At 64.2% G+C, this 26,770-nt stretch carries 21 protein-coding genes; 11 read left to right on the top strand and 10 right to left on the bottom strand.

What is annotated here, in order from left to right:
• Window position 1 precedes the first annotated feature (1 nt).
• The 4 genes from AC56LH_RS08275 to AC56LH_RS08260 all read right to left on the bottom strand — a co-directional run bounded on the left by AC56LH_RS08275 (window position 2) and on the right by AC56LH_RS08260 (window position 6,911).
• Window positions 2-1,339 (bottom strand): hypothetical protein, encoded by a 1,338-nt coding sequence (locus tag AC56LH_RS08275; RefSeq protein WP_499645500.1) that lies wholly within the window; start codon window positions 1,337-1,339, stop codon window positions 2-4.
• A 144-nt stretch (window positions 1,340-1,483) separates the two neighbouring features.
• Window positions 1,484-4,378 carry an EAL domain-containing protein gene (locus tag AC56LH_RS08270; protein ID WP_499645499.1) on the bottom strand — a complete coding sequence of 965 codons (2,895 nt, stop codon included), beginning with the start codon at window positions 4,376-4,378 and terminating at the stop codon, window positions 1,484-1,486.
• Between the two features lie 11 nt (window positions 4,379-4,389).
• Window positions 4,390-5,229: a phosphate/phosphite/phosphonate ABC transporter substrate-binding protein gene (locus AC56LH_RS08265; protein WP_499645498.1), complete on the bottom strand. Its 840-nt coding sequence runs from the start codon at window positions 5,227-5,229 to the stop codon at window positions 4,390-4,392.
• Window positions 5,230-5,570: 341 nt separating this feature from the next.
• Window positions 5,571-6,911, bottom strand: a complete 1,341-nt coding sequence (locus AC56LH_RS08260; protein ID WP_499578358.1) for an MFS transporter — start codon at window positions 6,909-6,911, stop codon at window positions 5,571-5,573.
• Window positions 6,912-7,073: 162 nt separating this feature from the next.
• On the opposite strand from AC56LH_RS08260, the gene cyoA reads away from it, so the two are divergent.
• The 8 genes from cyoA to AC56LH_RS08220 are packed head-to-tail and all read left to right on the top strand — an operon-like array spanning window position 7,074 to window position 14,274.
• Window positions 7,074-8,081, top strand: coding sequence for a ubiquinol oxidase subunit II (gene cyoA, locus AC56LH_RS08255; protein WP_183552478.1), 1,008 nt, complete (start codon window positions 7,074-7,076; stop codon window positions 8,079-8,081).
• A gap of 2 nt (window positions 8,082-8,083) precedes the next feature.
• Complete coding sequence (cyoB, locus tag AC56LH_RS08250; RefSeq protein ID WP_258834232.1) at window positions 8,084-10,093, top strand: cytochrome o ubiquinol oxidase subunit I; 2,010 nt, start codon at window positions 8,084-8,086, stop codon at window positions 10,091-10,093.
• Window positions 10,086-10,724: a cytochrome o ubiquinol oxidase subunit III gene (gene cyoC, locus AC56LH_RS08245; RefSeq protein ID WP_499556417.1), complete on the top strand. Its 639-nt coding sequence runs from the start codon at window positions 10,086-10,088 to the stop codon at window positions 10,722-10,724. Before cyoB ends, cyoC begins: the two co-directional genes overlap by 8 nt.
• Window positions 10,721-11,107 (top strand): cytochrome o ubiquinol oxidase subunit IV, encoded by a 387-nt coding sequence (gene cyoD / locus AC56LH_RS08240; protein WP_499645497.1) that lies wholly within the window; start codon window positions 10,721-10,723, stop codon window positions 11,105-11,107. The genes cyoC and cyoD overlap by 4 nt, the downstream gene beginning before the upstream one ends.
• A gap of 8 nt (window positions 11,108-11,115) precedes the next feature.
• Window positions 11,116-11,937 carry an SURF1 family protein gene (locus AC56LH_RS08235; RefSeq protein WP_499645496.1) on the top strand — a complete coding sequence of 274 codons (822 nt, stop codon included), beginning with the start codon at window positions 11,116-11,118 and terminating at the stop codon, window positions 11,935-11,937.
• A 51-nt stretch (window positions 11,938-11,988) separates the two neighbouring features.
• Window positions 11,989-13,338 (top strand): ATP-binding protein, encoded by a 1,350-nt coding sequence (locus tag AC56LH_RS08230; protein WP_499645495.1) that lies wholly within the window; start codon window positions 11,989-11,991, stop codon window positions 13,336-13,338.
• Window positions 13,325-13,864 carry a response regulator transcription factor gene (locus AC56LH_RS08225; protein WP_343026973.1) on the top strand — a complete coding sequence of 180 codons (540 nt, stop codon included), beginning with the start codon at window positions 13,325-13,327 and terminating at the stop codon, window positions 13,862-13,864. The genes AC56LH_RS08230 and AC56LH_RS08225 overlap by 14 nt, the downstream gene beginning before the upstream one ends.
• Window positions 13,865-13,866: 2 nt before the next feature.
• The gene (locus AC56LH_RS08220; protein WP_499645494.1) at window positions 13,867-14,274 is read left to right on the top strand and encodes a c-type cytochrome; all 408 of its coding nucleotides are present in this window, start codon (window positions 13,867-13,869) and stop codon (window positions 14,272-14,274) included.
• Window positions 14,275-14,310: 36 nt separating this feature from the next.
• On the opposite strand, the gene AC56LH_RS08215 is transcribed toward AC56LH_RS08220, so the two are convergent.
• The 4 genes from AC56LH_RS08215 to AC56LH_RS08200 form a co-directional block, all read right to left on the bottom strand.
• Window positions 14,311-14,832: a PEP-CTERM sorting domain-containing protein gene (locus AC56LH_RS08215; RefSeq protein WP_499645493.1), complete on the bottom strand. Its 522-nt coding sequence runs from the start codon at window positions 14,830-14,832 to the stop codon at window positions 14,311-14,313.
• Window positions 14,833-14,981: 149 nt separating this feature from the next.
• Window positions 14,982-16,577, bottom strand: coding sequence for an ATP-binding response regulator (locus tag AC56LH_RS08210; protein ID WP_499645492.1), 1,596 nt, complete (start codon window positions 16,575-16,577; stop codon window positions 14,982-14,984).
• 73 nt (window positions 16,578-16,650) lie between these two features.
• A complete protein-coding gene (locus AC56LH_RS08205; RefSeq protein ID WP_499645491.1) occupies window positions 16,651-17,412 on the bottom strand; it encodes a ZIP family metal transporter in 762 nt (253 codons plus the stop codon).
• Window positions 17,413-17,624: 212 nt separating this feature from the next.
• A complete protein-coding gene (locus tag AC56LH_RS08200; RefSeq protein ID WP_499645490.1) occupies window positions 17,625-18,125 on the bottom strand; it encodes a MarR family winged helix-turn-helix transcriptional regulator in 501 nt (166 codons plus the stop codon).
• A gap of 116 nt (window positions 18,126-18,241) precedes the next feature.
• Here AC56LH_RS08200 and AC56LH_RS08195 point away from each other — a divergent pair, with 116 nt between their 5' ends.
• Both AC56LH_RS08195 and AC56LH_RS08190 read left to right on the top strand, forming a co-directional pair.
• Window positions 18,242-21,082 (top strand): bifunctional diguanylate cyclase/phosphodiesterase, encoded by a 2,841-nt coding sequence (locus AC56LH_RS08195; RefSeq protein WP_499645489.1) that lies wholly within the window; start codon window positions 18,242-18,244, stop codon window positions 21,080-21,082.
• 77 nt (window positions 21,083-21,159) lie between these two features.
• Window positions 21,160-23,661: a penicillin-binding protein 1A gene (locus tag AC56LH_RS08190; protein ID WP_499645488.1), complete on the top strand. Its 2,502-nt coding sequence runs from the start codon at window positions 21,160-21,162 to the stop codon at window positions 23,659-23,661.
• Here AC56LH_RS08190 and AC56LH_RS08185 read toward each other — a convergent pair.
• Entirely contained in the window at window positions 23,591-24,199 is a 609-nt protein-coding gene (locus tag AC56LH_RS08185; RefSeq protein ID WP_499645487.1) for a M23 family metallopeptidase, read from the bottom strand. The genes AC56LH_RS08190 and AC56LH_RS08185 overlap by 71 nt on opposite strands.
• Window positions 24,200-24,328: 129 nt before the next feature.
• On the opposite strand from AC56LH_RS08185, the gene AC56LH_RS08180 reads away from it, so the two are divergent.
• Complete coding sequence (locus AC56LH_RS08180; protein WP_499645486.1) at window positions 24,329-24,802, top strand: META domain-containing protein; 474 nt, start codon at window positions 24,329-24,331, stop codon at window positions 24,800-24,802.
• On the opposite strand, the gene AC56LH_RS08175 is transcribed toward AC56LH_RS08180, so the two are convergent.
• A complete protein-coding gene (locus tag AC56LH_RS08175) occupies window positions 24,792-26,582 on the bottom strand; it encodes an ATP-binding protein (RefSeq protein WP_499645485.1) in 1,791 nt (596 codons plus the stop codon). The genes AC56LH_RS08180 and AC56LH_RS08175 overlap by 11 nt on opposite strands.
• Window positions 26,583-26,770 lie beyond the last annotated feature (188 nt).

Raw genomic sequence — 26,770 nt, 5'->3', positions numbered from 1 at the left:
CTCACGCCAGTTGGAGTTCGATCGACCGGTTTTCGTCGTCCACGTCCGGTGTCAGCTCGATGGTGCCGCTCACCGGTTGTCCGTGCCGTAACGCCTTCGCGACGATCACGTGCTTGCGCGCGGTTTCAACGTGCAGATCGACCAGGCCCTGGTTGGAGACGTCGACGACTTGGGCATTGACCGTCAGCGTCAAGGTGTGCGGGTCGAGTTCCTTGCTCTCGACAGCGAGTCGGATGCATACCTGGTGCGGTGCGCTGATGTGTTGCCTGGCATGCGCGGGTACAGCCACGCTGGCGGTGTCGGCGACCGGCGTGGCAGGCCAACCGGCAGCAGGTTCTGATTCCACCGGTGCGGCATTCTTCGCCCGAAGAGACTTGGGAACCAGGCCGTCAGTCACACCCCGAATCATCATCAGGATGGTTTCCGAACCGAAGCCGGCAAGAAAGGCCAGTGCCACGGCGCTGGTCAGCGTTTGCGGCTCGATGATCTGGTGCGCGGCGATGGCGGTCAGCGGCGCCGACACGAATTGCATGATCTGGAATACGAGCTGCTCGCGTGCCTCGTGCTTTTCGATCGCAGGCTTGGCGGCGGTGCCGACGTAGCCGTCCTCGGATTGTTTCTGGATCTCGGGCACCCGTCGCGACAGGCTGATCGCACCGCCGAACATGGCGATGATCACGAGTGGCAGCGGCACCACGACGCCACCGGAGACATACGCGCGGTTATTCGGTGAGCCGAGCGCGCAATCGCGCGTCGTGCGGGTACAGCCATCGGGCTGACGTGTCAGCGTGCCGCCGATATTGACGAGCCACTGATTGCGTAGCCGGCCGGGGTCCGCTGGCGCTTGCGCGTTCGCTGGCACCGCGTCAGCGTTACTGCTCTGGCCAGTCGCCCCGGGAAGCAGTAGGCAGCGCAAATCGGCGACTTTCGTCTCTTGCACGCAGCCAGAGATGATGCCGAGAGGCTCACCGCCGAATGCCAGGTTGCCAACGATCGGCGGGACTGTCAGCACGGCGAAGGAAACAACGACGAAGAAGTAGGCAAATTGAAACTGGTCGTTGCGGCAACCGATCGAACTGCCAGTGAATGAAGACGCAAACCAGGTGGCAGCCGAAGCAGCTGCCAGCGTGGGGATGAAGATGGCCAGGAACTGGTAAGGGAAATTAAGCGATGACGGCGCGGTTGCCGTTTCCAGGGTCCCGGCCGAGATGTACGAGAATAAAGCCAGCAGGCAGAGCGATGGAACGGTCCACTTGAGTATCTTGCGGAATCTGGCTTGACTGGGTAGGTCTGCCGACGCCGGTGGCTGGTGTGACGGCGGCGCTTGGACGATGGGCATGGGATCCTCCTGCTTGAGAAAGTCGGATGTTCATGCTCATCAGAGTCGAAAAGTTTGCGATAAGTTCAATCGATCTTTCAGACGAAGTACGAGGCAGACCTCGAAAACGCGACCCGCATCGCGGTCTGCCGGCGCCGCCCCGCATTACACCAACAGTGCATTGCTTGGCTGGCCAACCGCCGGCTGTTCGCCATGCGCACGCGTGAAGCAACTGGCCGGCACCAGCGGCCGGTCCACATAGTAGCCCTGGATTTCGTCGCAGCCGAAGCGCTTCAGTTCGCACAACTGCTCGAGATTTTCCACGCCTTCGGCCACCACTTTCAGGTTCAGGCTGTGCGCCAGGTTGATCACGGCGCGGGTAATCGCCGCATCGTCGCTGTCGTGGGGCAGGTCGCGCACGAAGGTGCGGTCGATCTTGAGCGCATCGAGCGGGAAACGCTTCAGGTAGGCCAGGCTCGAATAGCCGGTACCGAAATCATCGATCGACAAGCGCATCCCCAATGCCTTGATGCGACCCAGGATCGCGACCGCAGCGTCCGGGTTCACCATCAGCATCGACTCGGTCAGCTCGAACTCGAGCAGCGCAGGTGCAATGCCGGCAGCCGTCACGATGCGCTCGATCGTTGCCGCCAGATCGTCCTGTTCGAGCTGGCGCGCGGACAGGTTGATCGCCACCGGCACGATGGGGAAGCCGTCGGCGCGCCAGGCGCCAAGCTGGCGGCAGACTTCCGCCACCACCCATTCGCCGACTGCGATGATGAGGCCCGTGTCTTCGAGAATACTGATGAACTCGAGCGGCGGCACGAGACCGCGCTGCGGGTGGTTCCAGCGCAGCAGCGCTTCGAAGCCGCTGGCCCTGCCGGTGGCAAGGTCGAGCTTGGGCTGGTAGTGCAGCAGGAATTCGCGCCGTTCCAGCGCCTGATGCAGCTCGGCTTCGAGCTTGATGCGCTGCGTGGTGGCGTCGTGCATGGCAGCGCTGAAGAACTGGAAATTGCCGCGACCATTGTGCTTGGCCGCATACATGGCCGTGTCGGCGCTTTTCAGCAGCGCTTCGGCATTGGCGCCGTCTTCGGGATAGCGCGCAACGCCGATGCTGGCCGAGACGAACAATTGCTGGCCTTGCAGCAAAAAGGGCGCCGCCAGTGCCTCGATGATGGTGGTGCACAGCGTGCCGATGTCGTCATCTTCCACGCCGTCGGGCAGGATCAATGCGAATTCGTCGCCACCGAGCCGCGCGACCAGGTCGCCGGGGCGCGCACAGGCCTGCAGGCGCTTGGTGGCAAGCACCAGCAGCTGGTCGCCGACACCGTGTCCCAGCATGTCGTTGACTTTCTTGAAATGGTCGAGGTCGATGAACATGACGCCGGCGCGGCGTGCCTGGGTCGCTGCCGCGCCAATGGCCAGGTCGAGCGACTCGGACAGGTAGCGCCGGTTGGGCAGGTCGGTCAACGCATCGTACTGCGCCAGATAGGTCAGGCGCTGCTGCGCCGTGTGGCGCTCGATCGTGGTCGCCAGGATGTGCGCAATGCTGCGCAGGAAGTTGCGGTCGTCCGGGCCGAACTGGATGGCGTCATCGCTGAACACGCCCAGCACACCAAACGGGCTCTCGGTGCAAATCACGCAGGCATCGACGCTGCTGCGCACCTGGTAGGCGGCGCCAACGGTCGCGAACAGCGGCCGCAGCAGATCGGCCGGCTCTTGCTGCGGCATCGGACCCAGCGGGCAGTCGAGCGCGAAACCGGTGGCCGAGGCCAGGACGCCGCTGCCTGCGCGGATCACCAGTGAACGCCCGATCGGCGCCGGTTCCAGCGAGAACAGCGCCGCGGTCGGTGCATCGAGCCCAGCCGCCGCGGCCTGCACCGCTTCCTGGAACACGTGGCGCAGGTCGGTGGCGGTCAGGGCCACGCGCCCCAGCTCCGCGATCAGGTTCTCGCGCCGGGCCGTGGCCAGGATCGTGCGCTCGAAGGCCTTGCGCTCGGTGATGTCGATATCGATACAGATGTAGCGCTCGACGCCGCCGGCATCGAACATCGGCACGATCGTGCGGTGCCACTGCAGCGTGCGGTCGCGCCCGGCGATCGTCACGTCGCCTTGCCAGACCACCGGGGCCGGCACCCATGCCGGCACCGGCCCCGGGATCGTCAGGTTCGCCAGCGGCTGGCCCACGACCTCGTCACGCGACAATCCGCTGTTGGCGATGAACTGGTCGTTGACCACGGCGATGCGGCCGTCGACGTCGATCTCGGACACGATTGCGGCCTGGTCCATCGCGCTCTTGTGCTGGACGAGCGAATTCATCAGGAGCTCGATGCGCTCGCCGTACTGCACGCGCAGGCTGGCGGTGCCACGGTTGACGGCCAGAATCGCTTCCTGGATCTCGAGCGGCGCATCCTCGTGCAGCGGCGCCTCGGCCGTGACCAGGCCCGACGCCACGTCATGTTCGAATGCGCGCAGGCCACCGAGCCGTTCCAGCCAGCGGCGCAGCAGTACGCGCATCATCAGCAGGCTGGCCGAGCTGAGCACCAGGGCGACCGCCGCTGTTTCGATGATGAGCTGCCAGAGCTGCGCCGCCAGTTTGGTCACGTCGAACGACAGGCGCATGACGCCGTAATCCTTGCCGCCGACGGTGATAATCCGATTGACATCGTAGAACCGCTCGACGATCAGCGCCGTGAACCAGTCGGGCGGCGCTGCGTGCTGGCTGTCCTGGGCTTCCAGACTGATTGCACCGCCGCCCACTTCGAGAAACTGAGCGCGCTTGAAAGGCGACTTGACGAGCATCTTGCCCAGCGTGCGCTTGACCGTGTCGTAATCGCCAATGACCACGCTCTCTTCGATCGGCTGGATCACCGCTTCGACCAGCATCAGCGCATTGTCCTGTGTCTCTTCGATATGCTGCAGGTACTGGTAGCGATAGAACATGCCCAGGCCAGCCGCCATCATCAGCAGCAGCGTGGCCGCGAACACGCTGAACACGCGCCCCATCAGGGTGCGTGGCAGGAACACACGCTTGAGCAGGCGCAGCAAAGAAGATGTCATGGCGGAGAGGGTCACCGCAGGCTGGCCGGTGCGTCGGCGTAGAACGCGCGGTAGCTGGCGTAATCGGCCTGGCTGGCTGGGACGAACGACAGCGGCACCGGGGCGTGGATCAGCGCCCCTGATTCGGCCAGCACGCGCTTGCCTTCCGGGTCGTTGTGCATCGTGAGAAAGGCATTGGCGACGGCGCGCACCTGGTCCGCCGGCACCCGTGGCGAGGCCATCAGCGCAAGATCATTGAATGGCGCCGAGCTCCACAGCACACGAAACGCGGTGCCTTCACGGCCATTCCAGTTGGCCACCAGCTGGGAGTTGGCGCCAACCGCTTTGACCATCCCGGCAGACAGTTGCGTGAACGCGGCGTCCTGATTCCCGGCGAACACGACGTTCACAGGGATCTCGGCGCGCAGCAGTTGCGCATAGTTGACCTTGTAGGCAACCAGTGCTTCCGGACCGGGAAAACTCACGGCTGTGCCGGCCAGTTCACGAATATCCCTGATGGGCGAGTCGGCCGGCACGACGATCTGCGCGTGGACGGGTGGTGAGTTGCGACGTCCGAACACGGTCCACCCCATCTTGTCGCGGTCGGGGCTGAACAGGTGATTGGTGAACGCAAAGTCGACTTCACGGGCCAGCACGAAGCTGGTCGTATCTGCCGAGGTACGGCCCAGCTTGAGCTTCATGCAGACTTTGCTTTTGGCCGAGACGTAGCTGATGATCGGATTCCAGAAGCTGGCCGAGACCTGGACATTGAACTGGTTGACCGGTGAAAAGTTGTAGCAAGCCGGCGGCGCGGCGAAGGCCGACTGCGTGACGAGAAGGGCGCCAGCCACTAGCGACAGTGGTAGTTTCATGGTGTGCGATCGTGAAGACAATAAGAATTACGGCCACGTCCGGTTACCGGGCTGGGCTGTTTGATGTTGCGCCGTTGGCAGACACGCCGTGCGGCGCATCGTCGTTCTGGCCAATGTGCTGGCGTCGCCATCCGTCATTGGATGCGCGGACAGTCACTGTAGCGCGGGCCGGCAGGCCGCACGCATGGCATTTGTCACGATCATACCATCAGCAAAGATTGCTGGATGGAATGCAATGTTGTAATCAGTAACGAGAACGGTTCATTCCGACCCCACTGCATTCGAAAACAACAACGGCCCCGAAGGGCCGTTGTTGGTACTGGCAAATCACGCTATGCAGATCAGTCGCGGATTTCCAGCTTGCGGTTCAGGCTCAGCGCGGCGAGCGTGGCCACGGCGGCCGACAGCAGGTACAGGCTGACGTAACCCAGGCCGAAATTCGCCGACAGGCCCAGTGCGACCAGCGGTGCGAACGCAGCACCGACCAGCCATGCCAGATCCGACGTCAGCGCCGCACCGGTGTAGCGGAAGTGCTTCTGGAAGTTCGAGGTCGTGGCACCGGCTGCCTGGCCATACGACAGACCCAGCAGGGTGAAGCCAACCAGGATGAAGGTGTTCTGGCCAGCGGTACCGCCATCGATCAGCGATGGCACGAAGATCGAGAACAGCGCAATCAGGGCGGCCAGCGTGCCCAGCGTGGTGCGGCGACCGACCTTGTCGGCAATGTAGCCCGATGCCAGGATGCCCAGCGCAGCCAGCACGGCGCCGCCCATCTGGACCAGCAGGAACGACTCGACCGGACGGGTATCGTACAGCTGGATCCACGACAGCGGGAACACGGTGACCAGGTGGAACAGCGCGTAGCTGGCCAGCGCGGTCATGGCGCCGATGACGATGTTGGTGCCCTGATTACGCATCAGTTCGCCAACTGGGGCCGGCGTCATGTGGTTGGTGTCCAGCAGGCGTGCATATTCGGTGGTCGAGACCAGGCGCAGGCGGGCGAACAGGCCGACGACGTTGATGGCGAAGGCGACAAAGAACGGGAAGCGCCAGCCCCAGGTCAGGAAGTCTTCCTGCGACAGGTTGCCGATCAGGTAAGCGAACACGCCGGCGGCGATGACGAAGCCAAGCGGTGCGCTCAGCTGACCCAGCATCGCGTACCAGCCGCGTTTGCCTTCAGGTGCCGACAGGGCCAGCAGCGATGGCAGACCGTCCCACGAACCGCCCTGGGCCAGGCCCTGGCCGATGCGCAGCAGTGCCAGCATCACGATGGCGGCGCCGCCGATTTCGCTGTAGCTCGGGAGCAGGGCGATGACGACGGTGCAGGTGCCCATCATGAACAGGGCGATCAACAGTTTCATGTCGAGGCTCCAGCGTTTCTGGATCCACATGAAGAGCAGCGTGCCGAACGGACGCGCGATGAACGCGAACGCGAAAATGACAAAGGCGTACAGTGTGCCTTCGAGGCGATCGGCAAACGGGAAGAAGATCGACGGGAACACCAGCACCGAAGCGATGGCATACACGAAGAATTCGAAGTACTCCGCTGAACGACCGACAATGACGCCGACGGCGATGTCGCCAGGGGAGATGTGTTCGTCGCGGGCGTTGATATTGCGTGCGCCGCTGTTCGGGCTCGTGATTGGAGCGGCGTCGTCGCTGCCGTGGGTAGTGCTGTGCATGGTTAATTCTCCAAAAGTCGTGTCGCGGTCGCCACTATTGTGGGTAACACTATTGTTAAAATTGCATTATGGCAAAGGGTGGGACAAACTGTCCAATGTTCTTTGACGACCGTTGGCAGTACAGTAGCACGCTCTCCCTCCATGTAACGTTAGATACCTAGCATGATTCCACAAATTGTCCGCCGCGGACTGCCATTACTTCTTCTTGCAGCGCTTGCTGGCTGCAATACCGTCGTAATGAATCCCACCGGCGATATAGCAAAGCAGCAGGCCGATCTGATCGTCATATCGGTTCTATTAATGTTGATCATCATCATTCCGGTGATGTTGCTGGTCGTCTGGTTCGCCTGGCGCTACCGCAAGGGCGCCAACGCGGCCTACGAACCTGACTGGGACCACTCGACCAAGCTCGAACTGATCATCTGGGGCGCACCGCTCCTGATCATCATCGTGCTGGGCCTGATTACCTGGGTCAGTACCCACAAGCTCGACCCGTATCGTCCGCTCGACCGCATCGATGCCAACCGGCCGCTCGCCGCGTCGGTCAAGCCACTTGAAGTGCAAGTGGTGGCGCTGGACTGGAAATGGCTGTTCATTTATCCGGAACAGGGCATCGCGTCGGTCAATCACCTGGTGACCCCGATCGACGTGCCGGTGCGCTTTAAGATCACGTCGTCGACCGTGATGAACACGTTCTACATCCCGACCCTGGCTGGCATGATCTACGCAATGCCGGGCATGGAGACGGAACTGAACGCGGTGCTGAACAAGACCGGCGATTATCGCGGCCTGTCGGCCAACTTCAGCGGCGATGGTTTCTCGCACATGAAGTTTGCCTACAAGGGCGTGACGCAGGCCGATTTCGACACCTGGGTCAAGGAAATGAAGACCGGTACCGAAGTGCTCGACCGCGCTGACTACATGGTGCTCGAAAAACCGACCGCCAAGGAGCCGGTGCGCCATTACGCACAGGTCGAGCCCGCGCTGTTCAACCGCATCCTGAACCGCTGCGTTGCTGAAGGCACCATGTGCATGAATCAGCAAATGCACGAGGATCACAAGCGCAACGAAATGGCCGCGGCCATCCGCCAGCTGCCGAAGGATGGCAAGTCCATGCTGGCCGAGGCGCTGGAAATGTGCGTCGCCCCTTTTAACACTGTGAAGAAGTAACCATGCAAGACACTTTCGACTTGACGAAGTTTATCTTCGGTCGGCTTGGCTGGGACGCGATTCCCTTCCATGAGCCGATCCTGCTTGCTACCTTCGCAGGTGTGATCGTAGGCGGTATTGCCCTCGTGGGCATCCTGACCTACTTCCGCCTGTGGGGCTCGTTGTGGAAAGACTGGATCACCAGTATCGACCACAAGAAAATCGGCATCATGTACATGATCCTCGGTCTGGTCATGCTGCTGCGCGGCTTTGCCGACGCCCTGATGATGCGTACCCAGCAGGCGCTCGCCTTTGGCGATAACGCCGGCTTCCTGCCGCCGCACCACTACGACCAGGTCTTCACCGCCCACGGCGTGATCATGATCTTCTTCGTGGCGATGCCGTTCGTGACGGGCCTGATGAACTACGTGGTGCCACTGCAGATCGGTGCGCGCGACGTGGCCTTCCCGTTCCTGAACAACTTCTCGTTCTGGATGACCACGATGGGCGCCGTGCTGATCATGGCATCCCTGTTCGTCGGTGAATTCGCACGTACCGGCTGGCTCGCGTATCCGCCGCTGTCGGGCATCCTGGCCAGTCCGGGGGTGGGCGTCGACTACTACATCTGGTCATTGCAGATCGCGGGTGTGGGTACCTTGCTGTCCGGCGTGAACCTGATCGTCACCATCATCAAGATGCGTGCACCGGGCATGGGCCTGATGAAGATGCCAGTCTTCGTCTGGACCTCGCTGTGCACCAACATCCTGATCGTCGTGACCTTCCCGATCCTGACCGCCGTGCTGGCCATGCTGGGCATGGACCGCCTGTTCGACACCGCGTTCTTCACGAACGACCGTGGCGGCAACGCGATGATGTACGTGAACCTGATCTGGATCTGGGGTCACCCTGAGGTCTACATCCTGATCCTGCCAGCCTTCGGTATCTTCTCCGAAGTGGTCTCGACCTTCTGCGGCAAGCGCCTGTTCGGCTACACCTCGATGGTCTACGCGACCTGCGTCATCATGGTGCTGTCGTACCTGGTCTGGTTGCACCACTTCTTCACGATGGGTTCGGGCGCCAGCGTCAATGCGTTCTTCGGCATCACGACGATGATCATCTCGATCCCGACCGGCGCGAAGCTGTTCAACTGGCTGTTTACGATGTACCGCGGCCAGATCCGCTTCGAGCTGCCAATGATGTGGACGATCTCGTTCATGCTGACCTTCACCATCGGCGGCATGACCGGCGTGATGCTGGCGATTCCTGCGGCCGACTTCGTGCTGCACAACTCGCTGTTCCTGATCGCTCACTTCCACAACGTGATTATCGGTGGCGTGGTGTTCGGTATCTTCGCGGGTCTGAACTACTGGTTCCCGAAAGCGTTTGGCTACAAGCTCGACAAATTCTGGGGCACCGTGTCGTTCTGGCTCTGGTCGATCGGTTTCTGGGTCGCGTTCACGCCGCCGTACATCCTGGGCTTCATGGGCTACACCCGCCGCGTGAGTCACTTCGATGACATGTCGGTCCAGTGGCTGTTCCAGATTTCGTTCCTGGGCACCCTGATGATCGCTGGTGGTATTGGCGCGCTGCTGATGCAACTGTATGTCAGCTTCCGTGACCGCAACACCGCACGTCTGCGCGATTTCACGGGCGATCCGTGGGATGGCCGTACGCTGGAATGGTCGACCTCGTCGCCACCGCCGGACTACAACTTCGCGTTCACGCCGGTGGTGCACGACAACGACACCTTCGCCGACATGAAGAAGAACGGTTACCAGCGTCCGCTCGCCGATTTCGTCGCGATCCACATGCCCAAGAACACCTGGGCCGGTTTCGTGATCTCGGCACTGGCGTGCGCGGTCGGCTTTGCCATCATCTGGCATATGTGGGCCCTGGTCATCGGTGCTTTCATCGTCCTGCTCGGTACGATCATTGCCCATACCTTCAACTACAAACGCGATTTCTACATTCCGGCCGAAGAAGTCCTGAAGACCGAAACCGCACGTACTCGTATGCTGGAAAGCCATGTCTGACATTAAAGCAACCATGACAGGCGGGTTGACCCCCGCCGAAGTGACCGCGCGCTACATGGCGCGGGAGCACCACCCGGAGCAGGGCACGTTGCTCGGCTTCTGGCTCTACCTGATGAGCGACTGCCTGCTGTTCGCATCGCTCTTCGCTGCCTACGCCGTGTTGGGCCGCAACTATGCAGGCGGCCCGACCGGTGCCGAGCTGTTCGAACTGCCGCTGATCGCACTCAACACCGGCTTCCTGCTGGTGTCGTCGATCACGTTCGGCATGGCCATGATCTCGGCGCAAGCCAAGAACGTGGGCAAGACCAAGCTGTGGCTGGTCGTCACGGGCCTCTTGGGCGTGGCGTTCCTGTCGCTGGAAATCTATGAATTCCAGCACCTGATCCACCTTGGCGCCGGTCCGCAGCGTTCGGGCTTCCTGACTGCGTTCTTCTCGCTGGTCGGTACCCACGGTCTGCACGTGCTGTTCGGCATCGTGTGGCTGGTGACCCTGTTCGTGCAGCTGTCCAAGCACGGCATGACGCCGGAAAACTTCCGTCGCCTGGCCTGCCTGTCGCTGTTCTGGCACTTCCTGGATCTGGTCTGGATCTTCGTGTTTACCTTTGTCTACCTGATGGGAGTGCTGCCATGAGCGATCATCATAACGAGCACGACCATGGTCATCATGGTCATGACAGCTACCAGATCCACTACAGTGGCAAGGATTATGCAATCGGCTTCGCGCTGTCGCTGATCCTCACCGCGATTCCTTTCTGGCTGGTGATGGGCAATGTGCTGGCCCCGGAAACGACCCGTTGGGTCATCCTCGGCTTTGCCGCGGTCCAGCTGGTGGTCCAGATGGTCTACTTCCTTCACTTGAATTCGAAGGCCGAAGGCGGCTGGAACATGATGGCGCTGGTGCTGACGCTGGTGCTGCTGGTCATCGTGATGTCGGGCTCGATCTGGGTCATGCACCACATGAACACCAACATGATGCCGGGCATGGGTGCTGAAAACACCTCCGACATGACCTGACCGTGGTAATGCACGCGCAGCAGCCGCCGACCCTGTCGGCGCAGGATCAGCCCCCGCCACAGCGCTCGCCGTTCGTGCGACGTTTGGTGGCGGTGCTGGCCTTGCTGCTGCTCGTGCTGTTTGCAGTTCTGGGGACGTGGCAGGTGATTCGCCTGCAATGGAAACTGGACCTGATCGAACGCGTCGATGCACGCGTTCATGCGGCGCCTGCTGCGCTGCCTCCGGTGGCACAGTGGCCGCAGATTTCCAAAGAATCCGACGAATACCGGGCCGTTGCCCTGTCGGGTCACTATCTCTACCAATACACCGCACCCGTCCAGGCGCTGTCCGAACTGGGCGCGGGCTTCTGGCTGCTCACGCCGTTCTGCACGGACGAGGGCCACATCGTGTTTGTCAACCGCGGCTTCATCCCGTCGTCGGGCGATATCGCCACGCGCTTCCCGGCGCGCACGGCCGGCCTTGATGCCTGCGCTGCCCCAGGCGAGCCGGTGAAGCTGACCGGTCTGCTGCGTATCAGCGAACCGAAAGGTGGCTTCCTGCGCGACAACGACCCGGCCGGCAACCGCTGGTACTCGCGCGACGTCATCGCCTTGACCGCCGCGCGCGGCTTCGATCCGGCCCGCACGGCGCCATTTTTCGTCGACGCCGGCAAGAATCAGGATCCGGCGTCTGCCCCCCAGCGCGCCGTCGGCGGCCTGACCGTCATCTCGTTCCCAAATAATCACCTCGTGTACGCGCTGACTTGGTATGCTCTCGCCCTCATGGTGGCCGCAGCCTGGTGGTGGGTGGCCCGCTACGAGGCGAAGCGCCCGCGCGCCGCCAACGATTAAGCACGCCCCGACTGCATTGCCGCGCACGGGGCATTGAACGGACGGATTTCGATGCAATCTCCGCTGGATTTCTTCGCCAGGGCGGCGCGCACGTCGCCATCGGCGGCAGCCGCAAACGTGGAATTCGCCGCCGGCCACAAGAACATGCTGCAGCTGATCGAGCTGCGCTGGATTGCCGTCATCGGCCAGGTGACCACCATCGCCGCCGCGATTCTGCTGTTCGGGATCGCGCTGCCGCTGGTGCACATGCTGCAGGTGCTCTCCTGCCTGATCGCCTTCAATATTGCCAGTCACCTGCGCTGGCACGAACGGCGTCCGGTCTCGAACGGCGAGATGTTCCTGGCCATTCTGGTCGATGTCTCGAGCCTGACCGTGCTGCTGTATCTGTCCGGCGGGACCACCAATCCCTTTGCCTTTCTTTACCTTCTGCAGGTGATCGTCTCGGCCGTGCTGCTCGAGGTGCTGTGGACCTGGAGCATCGTCGCCATCACGATCACGTGCATGGCGGGCCTGGCCGCGTTTGCCGAGCCGCTCGCGCTGCCGTTCGACCATGAGCGCGGCATTGGCAGCCTGTACGTGCAGGGTTTGCTGGTCTGCTTTGCGCTCAATGCGGCGCTGCTGGTGCTGTTCGTGTCGCGCATCTCGAACAATGTGCGCGACAAGGCGACCCAACTGGCGGCGCTGCGTCAGAGCGCGACCGAAGAAGAACACATCGTGCGCATGGGCTTGCTTGCCAGCGGCGCTGCGCATGAACTGGGCACGCCGCTATCGACCGTCTCTGTGATCCTGGGTGACTGGAAGCGCATGCCGGCGTTTCGCGACGACCCCGAGTTGCTGGGCGAACTGACCGAGATGCAGACCCAGCTCAAGCGCTGCAAGTCGATCGTCAGTGGCATCCTGCTGTCGGCCGGCGAAGCGCGCGGCGAATCGGCCGAACGCACGACGGTGCGGGGCTTTCTCGATGGTCTGGTCGAACGCTGGCAGGCCAGCCGCCCGGTGCGCGCTTTCACGTACAATAATCGCATCGCCGACGACTGGCCGGTGGCGAGCGACTCGGCGCTGCGCCAGACGGTCGACAACCTGCTCGACAATGCGCTGGAAGCCTCGCCCGACTGGGTCTGCTTCGATGCGGACATCGACGAGCGCACGCTGGTGCTGTCCGTGCTCGATCGTGGCCCCGGCTTTGCGCCCAGCATGCTGGCGCAATTCGGCAAACCCTACCAGTCCACCAAGGGCAAACCCGGTGGTGGCCTGGGGCTGTTTTTGGCCGTGAACGTCGTGCGCAAACTCGGCGGCACGGTGACGGCGACCAACCGGCCGGAAGGCGGCGCCGTGGTGATGCTGCGACTGCCAATGTCGGCCATTGAACTGGAAGAGGAACTGAACGATGCCGAACCCTGAGCCGCTGCTGCTCATCATCGAAGACGATGAAGCCTTCGCCCGCACGCTGAGCCGTTCGTTCGAGCGGCGCGGCTATCGCGTGCTGGGCGCCACCGGCCACGATGAAGCCGCTGCCATTCTGGCGCAGCACAATCCCGGCTACGCCGTGGTCGACCTGAAGCTCAAGGGCCAGACCTCGGGCCTGGCCTGCGTGCAACTGCTGCACGAGCATGACCCCGACATGCTCATCGTGGTGCTGACGGGCTTTGCCAGCATTGCCACTGCGGTCGAAGCGATCAAGCTGGGCGCGGTCCAGTACCTGGCCAAGCCGTCGGATGCCGACGATATCGAAGCAGCGTTCGGTCATATTGCCGGCAGCGCCGAGATCGAGGTGACCAACCGCTCGACGTCGATCAAGACACTCGAGTGGGAACGCATCCATGCCGTGCTGGCCGAGACCGATTTCAATATTTCCGAAGCGGCGCGCCGGCTGGGCATGCATCGCCGCACGCTCGCGCGCAAGCTTGAGAAACAGCGGGTCAAGTGAACATGCGCGCGCTCATCATCGGTTTTACGCTGTTGCTGGGGCCGGGCGCTGAGGCGCTGGCCGCATCCACCCAGGCTCAGGTCGATGCCGGCCGTCGGCTGTTTGCGCGCTGTACCAATTGTCACGAGGTTGGCGCGGGCGCGCGCAATGGCTTCGGCCCGCAGTTGAACGGGATCGTCGGCCGCAAGGCGGGCAGCGTGCCCGCGTATGCGTACTCGCCGGCGCTCAGAAGCGCGGGATTTGTCTGGGACGAGCAGAAACTAAGTGCGTTCATCCGCGACAGCGAAAAGGTCGTGCCGGGTAACAAGATGCGTTTTCTCAGCTTCATGAGCGAGAAGCAGGCCGGCGAGATCGTGGCCTACCTGCGCACGCAGGGCGTGGCGGCCACGCCGCCAGCGCCGAAACGATAGCAAGGCTGCCTCAGGCAGACCTTGCCGGCAAGCAGATTATTTGGCCTGGCGCCGCTTGCGCGATGCGAGCAGGACGCCCAGGCCGCCGAGCAGCAGCGCAGCCGTTGCCGGTTCCGGCACTTCACCTGGACCGGGGAGGGCATCGAGGTCGGTCACGGTCAGCATGTAGCTGCCGAAACCCTCGAATTCGCTGAGCGCGAACGTGCCCAGGAGAAAAGTCGGACTTCTTTCGGGACCGGTATACAACTGGCGACCGTCAGTCACGAGCAGTACCTGATCGCCGAGGAAATCGATGATCTCAAAGCCACCACCTGCATCGGCGTTATAGAACGTCAGGTCTGCGAGGTTAGCGAGTGATCCGGGAAAGTTGCCTTCGACATCGTAGACCGAGAACAGGAATCCATCGAAGGCAAAATCCGGGTCGGCTGTGGAGTTCATTTGCCAGCTTGCCGTGTAATCCCCGGTCAGCTGGAACTGATACAGCGCTGCATTGGCGACGCCAGCGGAAAACAGCATGGCGGCAAGGGCGACATTCCTCAAGCTTTTGATCAGTTTCACAGAGCACTCCGTTCTATTCAAGGATGGATGAACATTCACGTGACATCGAATTGCGAACATTGCTGTTGCGATATCCACTAAGCACGGACCGTGCCTGTTCAAAATCCTCAATACCAACAAGTACTTAATTCAATCGACCTTGATTCGTGTCATACAGTTGTAAGATTAGTCGACATGGTTCGCGTATCGAATAGGCTCAACAACGCTTCCATTTGCACCGGCTTGTTGAGGTGATGGTCGATGCGCGCATCGACCGAGCGCTGGCGTGACTCGGCGTCGCTCCAGCCGGTCAGGGCGACGATGAAGGTCGTGTCGTCCAGCAGACCCTGTGTGCGCGCAGCGATGGCGACCTCGTAGCCGGTCATGTCGGGCAAGCCGATGTCGAGTAGCAGGACCTGGTAGCGCTGCTGCGCCAGCGCAGCCAGTGCGGCGGCGCCGGTATGGGCGATCTGCACTGCGAAGCCATGCAATCCGAGCAGCGCCTGCAGCAGTTCGGCCGCATCCACATTGTCATCGACCACCAGCACCGATGGTGCCTGCTGCGGCGCGTCGGGCGCCGCCGGTGCCACCGCCGCGACCGCTGTCGCCTGGACCTCGGTGTTCAGCGGCAGCGCGATCTCGAAGACTGCGCCGCGTCCAGGCCCGTCGCTATGGGCGCTGAGCGTGCCGCCGTGGCGTTCGACCAGGTCGCGCGTGAGCGCCAGGCCGATGCCCAGGCCGCTATTGCCGTCGTTGCCGCTGCGGCCTTCCTGCGTGAACATGTCGAACAGGCGGGGCAGCATGTCCGGCGAAATGCCGCGGCCGTTGTCGGTGACCCGGATGCGGGCCATGCCATCAAGCCCGGTGCTGACGTCCAGTCCGATGTCGCCGTGGCTGGCGGTGAACTTGAAAGCGTTATGCAGCAGGTTCGACACGCATTGGGCGATGCGCGTACTGTCGACCTGTACGGGAATCGGCTGCGGCGGCTGCGGCAGCGTCAGCTGAAAATTCGCGCTTGATTGTTCGATCATCGGCCCACTGGTTTCCAGCGCGCTGGCGATCACGTCGCGCAGGTCGGCTGGCGCGACCTGCAGTGTCAGTTTGGCCGAGTGGATGCGCGACGCATCCAGCAGGTCGTCGACCAGACGCGTCAGTTGCAGGCCCTGGCGCAGGATGATGCCGGCGGCGCGGGCCAGTGGTTCGTCGGCGCCCGCGCGCATCGCGATCAGCTGGGCTGCTGACAGGATCGGCGCCAGTGGATTGCGCAGCTCGTGCGCCAGCATCGCGATGAACACGTCTTTTTGCCGGTTCGCTTCGCTCAGTTCGGCCTGGCGCGCCACCAGGGCGTCTTCGCTTTCGCGCAGCCGGGTACCGGTGGCGCGCAACTTGCGCATGGCCAGGTTCATGCGTTCGATGACCAGGCAGTCGACGACCAGGATCGACGCGAAGAAGACCAGCGCGATCAGGTCGCTGTGCGCCATGTCGGCTGGCGCCATACGCGGACCCATGAAGAACGCCCAGGCGGCCCAGGTACTCAGGAATGCCGTCATCAGGCCTGGCCCAAGACCGGCCAGGTAGGCGGCCAGCAGCACGGCAGGGAAGAACGACAGGAACGGGAACCCGCGCGCCGGCAACAGGTCGACCAGCATGAAGCGGGCGGCCAGCGCCACGAGGAACAGGAACAGTGCGAACAGATAGCGCAGCACGGGCGGCGCCGCGCCGTCGCGCCAGGTGCCGCCGGAAAACTGGGTTTGCATGATCAGCATGGGATGAGGGTTGGGACGCCGGGGAGGTGACGTCGCCTGGAACACCGATTATAAACAGTAATGGCGGGCAGATTCAGGTAGAAAGCTTGCTCAGCGTAAATGCGGCAAGAAACCCTGCCGTGACGATCAGTCCGGCAAAATCGTGGGTTTCCTCGAATGCCTCGGGAATCATGGTGTCGACCACCATGGCCAGCACGCCGCCCGCTGCCACCGCCGTGATGGCGGCCAGAATTTCGGGCGGAAATTCGTGGAGCAGTGTAAAGCCCGCCGTGGCCGCGAGGCCGGAGGCGACGGCAATTGCTGCCCAGATGCCCATGATGTAGCGGGTCGAATGGCCGGCGCGCTTCATGCCCGCAGCGCTTGACAATCCTTCTGGCAGGTTCGACAGGAACACCGCTGCGACCACCGCCATGCTCACGCCTTCACCGCCCACCAGCGACAGCCCGATGACGATCGACTCGGGAATCCCGTCGAGGAGGGCGCCGATGGCGATGGCCGCGCCGCTGGCCTTGGCCTTCGGATCGGCGCCTTCTGGTGGCATCGACCGCTTGCGGTGCTTGGCGCCCTTGCGCGCGAGCAGCCAGTTGGCGCCCGTATAGATGCCTGCGCCAATCACGAAGCCGGCTGCCGTCGATGCGAGCCCGCCGGTCTCGACCGCCTCGTCCATCAATTCGAACGACAACGCCGAAATCAGGACGCCACTGCCGAACGCCATGATCGCGGCAACGAGGCGCTGCGGCACCTGATAGCGCACGCCGGCCGCCGCGCCCAGCAGCAGTGCGCCGCCGGCCAACAATCCCCAACCACCTGCCTGCAACCAACCCGGTATGTCCATGCTTGATCCTGTGTGTTTCGCTACAGCGCCCCCGTGTGTCCATTGGCACAAATAAGGTTGCCTTGATTATACTTTTGAGGCAAGATGAGGACGTGGTAACCGGGTCACCCGACCTGGTTGCCCCGATCAGCAAAGAGGCGGTCAGCGCCGCTTCTTTTCGTCCCCCGCATCGTCGGGGGGCTTTTTTTTCCAGCCTCTGCCGATGGTTCCAGCTACTGCTGGGCGAGCGGAATCTTGCCGGCCGCTTCATCGGCATCGAGCTGCGCAATCAATCTGCCCAGATCCTGTTCGAGCCGCAGCAGCGTCGATTCATCGAGCGTGGCCAGCGCGTTGGGCAGTACGCCGGCAAGGGGCGCCGGGGCGCGGCGCAGCACTTCCTGACCCGCCGGCAGCACGCGCAGGGCCACACTGCGCCGGTCGGCACCTTCGCGCGCCGCGCTGACATAACCGCGCTCGACCAGCGAGCGCACCAGGTTGCTGGCGGTGGACTGGTGGATATCGAGTGCGCGGCTCAGGCTCGTTGCACCGATCCCGGGCTGGCTATCGATTACGGACAGCGCCCAGACCTGGGCGCCGCCCAGGCCGGATTCATGTTCGAGCTGGCGAAAATGGGTCTTGACCGCATTGAAGACGATACGGAACTGCCGCAGCACGCGCTGGGGCGGGGCATCGGCTGGCAAGGGCGGGGAAGTGGCTTGGGGTTCGGGCGACATGCGCGAGATGATAAAGCAAGCGTTGTCAAAACGCATCAGCGCACCGCAGATTCTTCTGCATCGGTGCAGCGCGAGCGATGCGCCCGCGCCGTCCGTTCTGCGCTAGCATCTGGTGTATGCGCAGCGCATACGACAAAGGCTTGGCCTTGCCGGGACGCAGCCTGTCCAGGGCCGCGGCGGCTACCTGCGTGCTCGGGTTGGCGCTCACCGGGGCGCTGTGCGGTGGCGTGCGGGTGTTGGAATCGCGGCGCGCCGAGGCCGAATTCGCGCAGCGCGCCGGCGTGCGCGTGGCGGCGGTTACACGCGCGTTTGCCGAGGCCGTCGATGCAGCGCGCGCCGCCAGCCTGCTGTTTCGTGCGTCACACCGGATCACGCGCGACGAATTCGATGCCTTCGCGTTGCCACTGGTGGCGAACCACGGTTACCTGAAGGCGATCGTGTTCCAGCGTTTCGTCAGCGCCGCCGGGCGCCCGGCGTTCGAGGCCGAACGCCGGGCGTTCTGGCCGGACTTCCAGATCCGGGAACGCGCCCCAGGCGGTGCTGCCACACTGGTGCGCGCAGGCGAGCGTCCACGGTATCTGGTCAACGATTATGTTGCGCCCATTCTCGGCAACGCGATCGTGTTCGGCACGGATGCATGGGCCTATCCGCCGTTGCGACGGGTCAGCCAGAATGCGATCGACGCCGGCGAGCCGGTTGCCAGCCCGCTCGTCACGCTGCTGCAGGGCGGCGGCGGGCGCCGCGGCATCCTGATCACCGTGCCGGTCTACCGGGGCAGTGAACGCCCCGCGGACGTCCTGGCGCGCCGTGCTGCGGTGGTCGGGCACGTCGAGGTCGTGATCGATGTCGCGTTGCTGGTGGGCGGCACTCTGCATGCGGTACGCCTGCTGGACGACGACGCCGTTGCCTTGTCGCTGCATGGACCGGACACGGCGGGGCAGATGGTGACGGCGTACCGGCATGGAAGCGTTCCCGGTCCTGGCGGCTGGGCATCTCGCCTGCTTGGCGACAATCCGCTGCGGCACAGCGAATCCTTCGAAATCGCCGGCAGCAACTGGCAGGTCGTGATCGACGAACAGCCGCGCGCTTTCGGGCGTCACACGGCCGAACTGCTGGCGCTCGCGCTGGGCTTGGTGCTGAGCGTCACCGCCGCTACGCTGGTCCAGCAGCGCGTGGCGCGCACGCGCCGCATCGAAGCCCTGGTCAGGCAGCGCACTGCCGCGCTCGAGCGGGCGACGGGTTCGCTGCGCGTGTATGAGCGGGCGATGGCGTCCAGCGCCAATCCTGTTCTTCTGGTCGATGCAGGCGCACCGGGTTACCCGATCGGTTATGCCAATCCGGCTTGCGAGCGCACCTTCGGCTACCCGCCGCACGAGCTGGGCGGCCAGCCGCTCGCACTGCTCGTCGGGGCGGACTGCGACCAGCCGGCGGTGCATGCATTGTGCGCGTCGCTGCGCCAGCAGCGCGAGGAGCACGCGCTGGTGACGATGCACGCGCGCGACGGCGCGGAGTTGATCACCGACGTGTATATCGCGCCGGTACGCCGCGCCGATGGCAAGGTCAGCCATTTTGTCGTGACCGTCTACGATGTCACCACCGCCAAGCGTTATGAAGCCGAACTCGCCCGCCATGCCCACTACGACACGCTCACCGGCCTGGCCAACCGCGCGCTGCTGACCGATCGCATCGAGCGCGCGATTGCGGCTGCGATGTCTACTACGACCCCGGCTGCGGACCGCGTGCCGGTGTGGGTCGTGCTGCTGGACGTCGATCACTTCAAGCTGATCAACGATACGCTGGGCCGGCGTGTCGGCGACGATGCACTGCGCCTGCTGGCCACGCGCATCCGGCGCACGCTGCGCCCGCTCGATACGGCGGCGCGTGTCGGCGGCGACGATTTCGTGCTGGTGCTGTGCGACTGCGCCGACGAACGCCAGGTCGCGACCCGCATCCGGCAGGTGCGCGATGTCGTGGCCGAACCGCTGCAGCTCGGCGAGCAGCAGGTCGTGTTCGGCTGCAGCGCCGGCGTGGCGGCCTGGCCAGCCGACGGCGCCGACGCCGATACGCTGGTCAAGCATGCCGAAATCGCGATGTACCGCGCCAAGTCGGACGGAAGGAATGCGGTGCAGTTCTATGCCCCGCACATGAATGCGCAGGCATTCGACCGGCTGGCGCTGGAAAGCGCGCTGCGTCACGCGCTGCGCGAGCAGCAATTCACGCTGCATTTCCAGCCCCAGGTCGACCTGGCCACCTGTCGCGTCGTGGGCACCGAGGCGCTGATCCGCTGGCGCCACCCGCAACTGGGCACGATCGAGCCGGAGCGCTTCATCGGCCTGGCCGAAGAAACCGGGCTGATCGTGCCCATCGGCGCCTGGGTGCTGCAGACGGCGTGCCGCCAGAACCGGCACTGGCAGCGTGGGGGCCTGGGGCTGCTCCGGATTGCGGTGAACCTGTCGGCGCGCCAGTTTGCCGAGCCCGACCTGGTGGCGGGCGTCGAGCGCGTGCTGCGCGAGACCGGCCTGCCGCCCGGTTCGCTCGAGATCGAACTGACTGAAAGCATGATGATGGGCGACATCGAGTCGGCCATCCACACGATGCACTGCTTCAAGCGCATGGGCGTGACGCTGTCGATCGATGACTTCGGCACGGGTTACTCCAGCCTGCAGTACCTGAAGCGCCTGCCGGTCGACGTGCTCAAGATCGACCGCTCGTTCGTGCAGGACATGCTGGCCAGCGCGGATGGCGCGGCGCTGGTCGACGCGATCATCTCGCTGGCCCATGGCCTGCGCATGCACGTCATTGCCGAGGGCGTCGAGACGATCGCCCAGCTCGACTTTCTGCGCGGTGCCGGTTGCGACCAGGTGCAGGGCCACGTCTACAGCCGCCCGCAGACCGTGGAGCGGATCGAGGCGCTGCTGCGCGCCGGCCACATCGAGCCCAATGCCAGCGCCGCATGAGGCAATGGCGCGCCGGGCCCGGGCCACCTGTCGGCTATACTTGCCGAATTGACAGATTGAGCAGGCAGGAACCGCGCGTGGACCAACACCAGAACAATGACAACCCGGACAGCACGCCTGCGCCGACCCTTCAGCAACGTCTGCAACGCCTCGCCCGGGGGCTCTTTGCCGGGGCTCGCACCGGGGCCGGTGCGCTTCGCTCGGGTGCGCAGCAGCGCCTGCACGGGCGGCCAATGCCGGTCAAGCTGGCGCTGATCGCCCTGTGGTCGATGGCAGCGGGTCTGATGGCGATCCTGGTCTGGCTGTTGATCCTGATTCCGCTCACGCCCGGCATCGACGACCTGGAACAGGCCAGCCAGTCGCGCCCGACCGTGATCCTGGACGCCGGCGGCAAGTCGCTCGGCACCTTCGAGCAGGGCTTACAGGAGCGCGTCAAGCTGTCGCAGATTTCGCCGCATGTGGTCAAGGCGCTGATCTCGACCGAAGACCATCGCTTCTACGATCACCACGGCATCGACTTCCGGCGTGTGGGCGGCGCCCTGTGGTCGAGCATCAAGGGCACCCCGCAGGGCGGCTCGACGATCACGCAGCAACTGGCGCGCAATATGTTTCCGCAAGAGATCGGGCGGGCGCGCAGCATCAACCGCAAGATGAAAGAGCTGATCACGGCGATCAAGATCGAGAACACCTACAGCAAGACCCAGATTCTCGAGGCCTACCTGAACACGGTCCCGTTCCTGTACAACGCCTACGGCATCGAGATGGCCTCGCGCACCTATTTCAACAAACCTGCGCTCAAGCTTGATGTGCTTGAGTCGGCCACGCTGGTGGGCATGCTCAAGGGCACCCACTACTACAATCCGGTGGCCAATCCGGTGCGCTCGCTGGCGCGCCGCAATGTCGTGCTGGGCCAGATGCGCAAGCATGGCGCGTTCGACGACCGGCGCTACGCCGCGCTGATCAAACGCCCGCTGCGCCTGCGTTTTGCCCGCCTGCCGGACCGCAGCGGCAAGGACAACCACTTCAGTGCCTACGTGCGCAAATGGCTGCTCGACTGGGCCGACGAGAACGATGTCAATCTGCAGCTCGATGGCCTCGTGGTGCGCACGACGCTCGACTCTGCCTTGCAGGCGGACGCCGAGCGCGCGGTCAAGCGCCAGGCCGACATGCTGCAGGCCATTGCCGACGTCGAATGGGCCAATCCCAATGTGCCGCGCTCGACGTCGGGTGGCATGTACACGTCGATGCGGCGCAATGTCGACCCGTTCTCGTACTACTGGATCACGCACGGGCGCGAGCTCGACGCATTCGTGCGCGAGACCGGCGCGTACCGCAACGCCGTCGAGGGCGGCGAAGCGCCGGCGGATGCACTCAAGCGCATCAAGGCCGACCGCAGCTTCATGGCCGACCTGAAAAGCGCCAAGTCGCGCCTGGAAGCGGGCTTTGTCGCGATCGACCCGGCCAACGGCGAAGTCCGGGCCTGGGTCGGCAGCCGCGATTTCGAGCGCGACCAGTTCGATCACGTGGCCCAGGCCGCGCGCCAGCCGGGCTCGACGTTCAAGCCGATCGTGTACGGCGCCGCGCTCGAACGGGGCATCCCGCAAGACAAGATGTACCGCGACGTGGTGCAGTCATTCCGCGGCGCCAATGGCAGCGTCTGGAAGCCGACCGACATGAGCGGCAACACGGGGCGGGCGATGTCGATGCGCGATGGCCTGATCTACTCCAAGAACACGATCACCGCGCAGGTGAGCCAGGACGTTGGCCTGCAGCCGATCATCGACCTGGCGCAGCGGCTGGGAATCCGCCAGAGCAAGCTCGAGGCCGTCCCGGCGCTGGCGCTGGGCACCAGCCCGGTGACGTTGCTGGAAATGGTCAGCAGCTACGCGACCATTGCGGCGCAGGGCGAATACCGCAAGCCGATCTTTGTACGCCGCATCGAAGACCGCGACGGCAACGTCATTGCCGACTTCGGCGGCAGCGCGCCCGAGCGCGCCATGTCGCAGCAATCGGCCCTGACCCTGATCGACATGCTGCGCGGCGTCGTCACGCGCGGCACCGGCGCCGGCGTGCGCAGCCGTTTCGGCATCTACGGCGACGTCGCCGGCAAGACCGGCACCACGCAAAATAATGCGGACGGCTGGTTCATCATGATGCATCCGAATCTGGTGGCCGGCGCCTGGGTGGGCTTCAACGACAACCGCGTGGCCATCCGCAGCACCTACTGGGGGCAGGGCGGCCACAATGCGGCGCTGCTGGTGGGTGACTTCTTCCGTGGTGCGCTGGAGTCGAAACGCCTGGATGCGGCGGCCCTGCTACCGGGCGGTAAGCGACCGGAGCCGCGTCGCTATGAAGAAGCGCCAGAGGAAGAGATCTTCGAGGAAGCCCCGATCGAACTGGCGCCGGGCTCGCGCGCCGATCAGCTGGACGCCCTGCAGCAGCCGGTGCAGATCCAGCAGGAAGAGGCGGTCGAGGTGACCGAGCCGCCGGTCGAGGGCCCGCCGCCGTCTAGCGGCCAGTTGCCGCCGACGCCGATTCCGCCGGGCGACCTGGTGCCTGCTTCGTCTCCGTCGCTGTAGCAGGCGGCGTCTCCGGCACCGGTTCGGCGCGCAGCAGCGGATACGGGTTGATCGCGCCGCCCGTCTCGTAGATGCCGTAGTGCAGGTGCGGCGGCGTGCCTTTCGCGTTGCCCGTGTTGCCGACATAGCCCAGCACGCGGCCGGCCTCGATGCGCATGCCGGCCTCGACATCGGCGTAGCGGTCCAGGTGCGCATAATAATGGCGCTGGCCGCCCGGACCCGTGACCCAGACCACCAGCCCGCCGAGACGGTTGGTGCCGACCTGCGTCACGATCCCTTCCGTGCTCGACAGGACCGGCGTGCCGCGCTTGGCGAAGATGTCGATGCCCTCGTGCTTGCGGCCTTCGCTGCGCGCGCCGCCCCAGGTGTCGCGCAGCGCCCGCACGCGCACGCCATCGACCGGTACCGGCAGCGCCGTGGGCTTGGGCATCGAGGCCAGTCGCATCGTGTAGAGCGCCCGTTCAATCGTGGGTTGCAGCAAGCTATAGCCCAGCAGCAGGATGACGGCCACCACGAGGGCGCGCGGGAAGATTCGCATAATGGTCTCGTATTGACAAGGTGATATCAGTCAGGTGGGGACGCTTTGCCCGATTCCCAGCCTGCAGGGCGGATCATCCGGCGCAGATGCGATATTCTGAGCGCCTACATTTTCTGGAGAGAATCGACCATGCGTTCAACGCTTTGTATCCTGTCCGTCAGCCTCGCTCTGGGTGCCTGCTCGAGCACGCCCGCCAGCTCGACTGCTGCGATGTCTGCCACCCCGTCTGCAGCCCCATTGCTGGAAGGCACGAGCTGGCGCCTTGCATCATTCCAGTCGAACGACGACGGCAGCCAGGCCTTGCGCCCCGGCACGCCAGACGGCTTCACGCTGACGTTTTACAAGGACGGCCGACTGGTGGTCAAGCTCGACTGCAATCGCGGCAACGGCCCGTGGCAGGCGGTGGCCACCGAGGCGACGGGCGGCACGCTGAACCTGGGACCGGTCGCGACGACCCGTGCCATGTGTCCGCCGGATGCGATCGGCACGCGCCTGGCGCAGGACCTGCCCGCGCTGCGCACCTGGCGCCTGCAGGATAATCGCCTGCAGACCGGCCTGCCGGCCGATGCGGGCGTTTATGTGTGGGAACGCATCACGCCGTAGCCGGCACGCGCACGACGAAGCAACTGCCCTTGCCGGGGCCATCGCTGTGCACAGCCACGGTGCCGCCATGCAGCGCGGTAAGTTGCTTGACCAGCGCCAGGCCCAGGCCGAGGCCGCCCTGGCCACGGTCGATGCTCGTCGGCCCCTGCACCAGCACGTCGAAGATCACCGGGTGCAATTCGGGGGCGATGCCCACACCGGTGTCGCTGACGCTGAGCGCCACATGGTCGCCGTCGCGCCAGACGCGCACGGCGACCTGGCCGCCTTTCGGGGTGTACTTGACCGCATTGTGCAGCAGGTTGTCGACGACCTGTTCCAGGCGCGTATGGTCGCCATCCACCCAGGCATCGGCGATCGCCTCGATGGTCCACGCGTGGTCGCCAGCGTCGACCAGCGCCTTGGCGTCGGCGCTGCTGCGCACGATCGCTGCCAGATCGATACGGGCGCGGTGCAGCACGATCTTGCCCGACAGGATACGCTGCACGTCGAGCAGATCATCCACGATGCAGGTCAGGTGGCGCATCTGGCGCCGGCTGATGGCGCGTGCATTGGCCGCGATGTGCGGTTTGAGGTTCGGCATGTCCAGCACGGACATCGCGCCCGAGATCGCCGCCAGCGGATTGCGCAGTTCATGGCCCAGCATCGCGAGGAAATCATCCTTGGCGCGACTCTGGGCTTCCGCCAGTCGGCGCGCGTGCTGCTCGCTGACCAGGAGCTGCTCGCGTTCGTCCTGCAGCGACCTGCGTACCTGGCTTTCGCGCACCAGCGCTTCGCTGGTCGTGGCCAGGCCTTCGACCAGCGCATCGACTTCGTCGACCCGGGTGCGGGCGGGCAGGGCGATGGCGCCAGTGGCCAGCAGGTTGACCGCCGCGGCGGCCTGACTCAATGCGCGCTCGAGCGTGCGGCCAAGGTACAGGGCAACCACCACGGCCAGGCCGAGCAGCAGCACCAGCACCAGCGCGGCATACCAGGTTGCCGTGCGCGCAGCCGCTTCGATCTGCGCCACCGGTACGCCGATGACGATGGTCCAGTCGCTGCTTTTGGAGCGGGTGAACACGCCGTAGACATCGCGCCCGTCCTGCGTCACATGGCGAAACACGCCGTGGTTGGCGGCGCGGGTGGCGGCCAGAAAATCGGCGCCCATCGGCTGGCCCAGCGTGTCCGATCCGCGGTTGCGCATGATGGCCAGCCCGTTGCGGTCGAAGATGCCGACCTTCCAGTCGTCACCGATGGCATCGTGGCGCAGGATGCGTTCGAAGAAGCGCACGTCGAAAATCTGGCTGACGATGTTGTACTGGCCGTCCTCGAGCGGCGCCGGCACGCTGACCGCGACCGCCGGGCGCCCCGAATATTCGTCGATGAAATAGCCCGATACGAGGGTGCCGCGCGCCAGGGACACCTGATTGGCCCAGTCGCGGGTCTGCGACAGCATCTTCGTACCCATCGGCGCCTGTGTGGTGAACAGTTCACGGCCGCTGCTGTCGTACAGCACGGTCCATGACTGCGCACTGCCGTCGTTCGTGCTCGAGGTCCAGCTGTGCAGGCGTGCATAGTCGTGCTGACGCATCCATTCCGAATAGGCGATGCTGCGCAGCGACGCTTCGGCAGCGGCGATTTCGCGATCGATCTGGAACGCCGTGGCGCGGGCCATTTCGCGCACGCTGCGCAGGCGCGATTCGCGCTCCCAGTCGAGCAGCATGGACAGGCCGATCCATGAGGCGATGGCTACGGGAAGCAAGATCGCGCCTGCCATCAGGAACAGGTATGTGCGGGTTTTCATCGATGGTCGGCAACGGGCGCGGCGGAAAGACAGCATCCGGTGAAGGCCGGATGCCGCGCCGGGCGAGCGCGCATTGCACTTAAGTTAATAGTCGGATGCGTGAAACTGACGTGCGCGTACAGCCGGGCAAACCAGCCTGCACATGCATGGTGGGGATCAGCGCCGGCGCTCAGCGCCGGCGATCGGTA

The organism is Telluria sp. LT1R51-2 (assembly GCF_059685775.1).
Note: the sequence above shows the minus strand (reverse complement) of the source record. Positions and strands in the feature narration are given on the sequence as shown.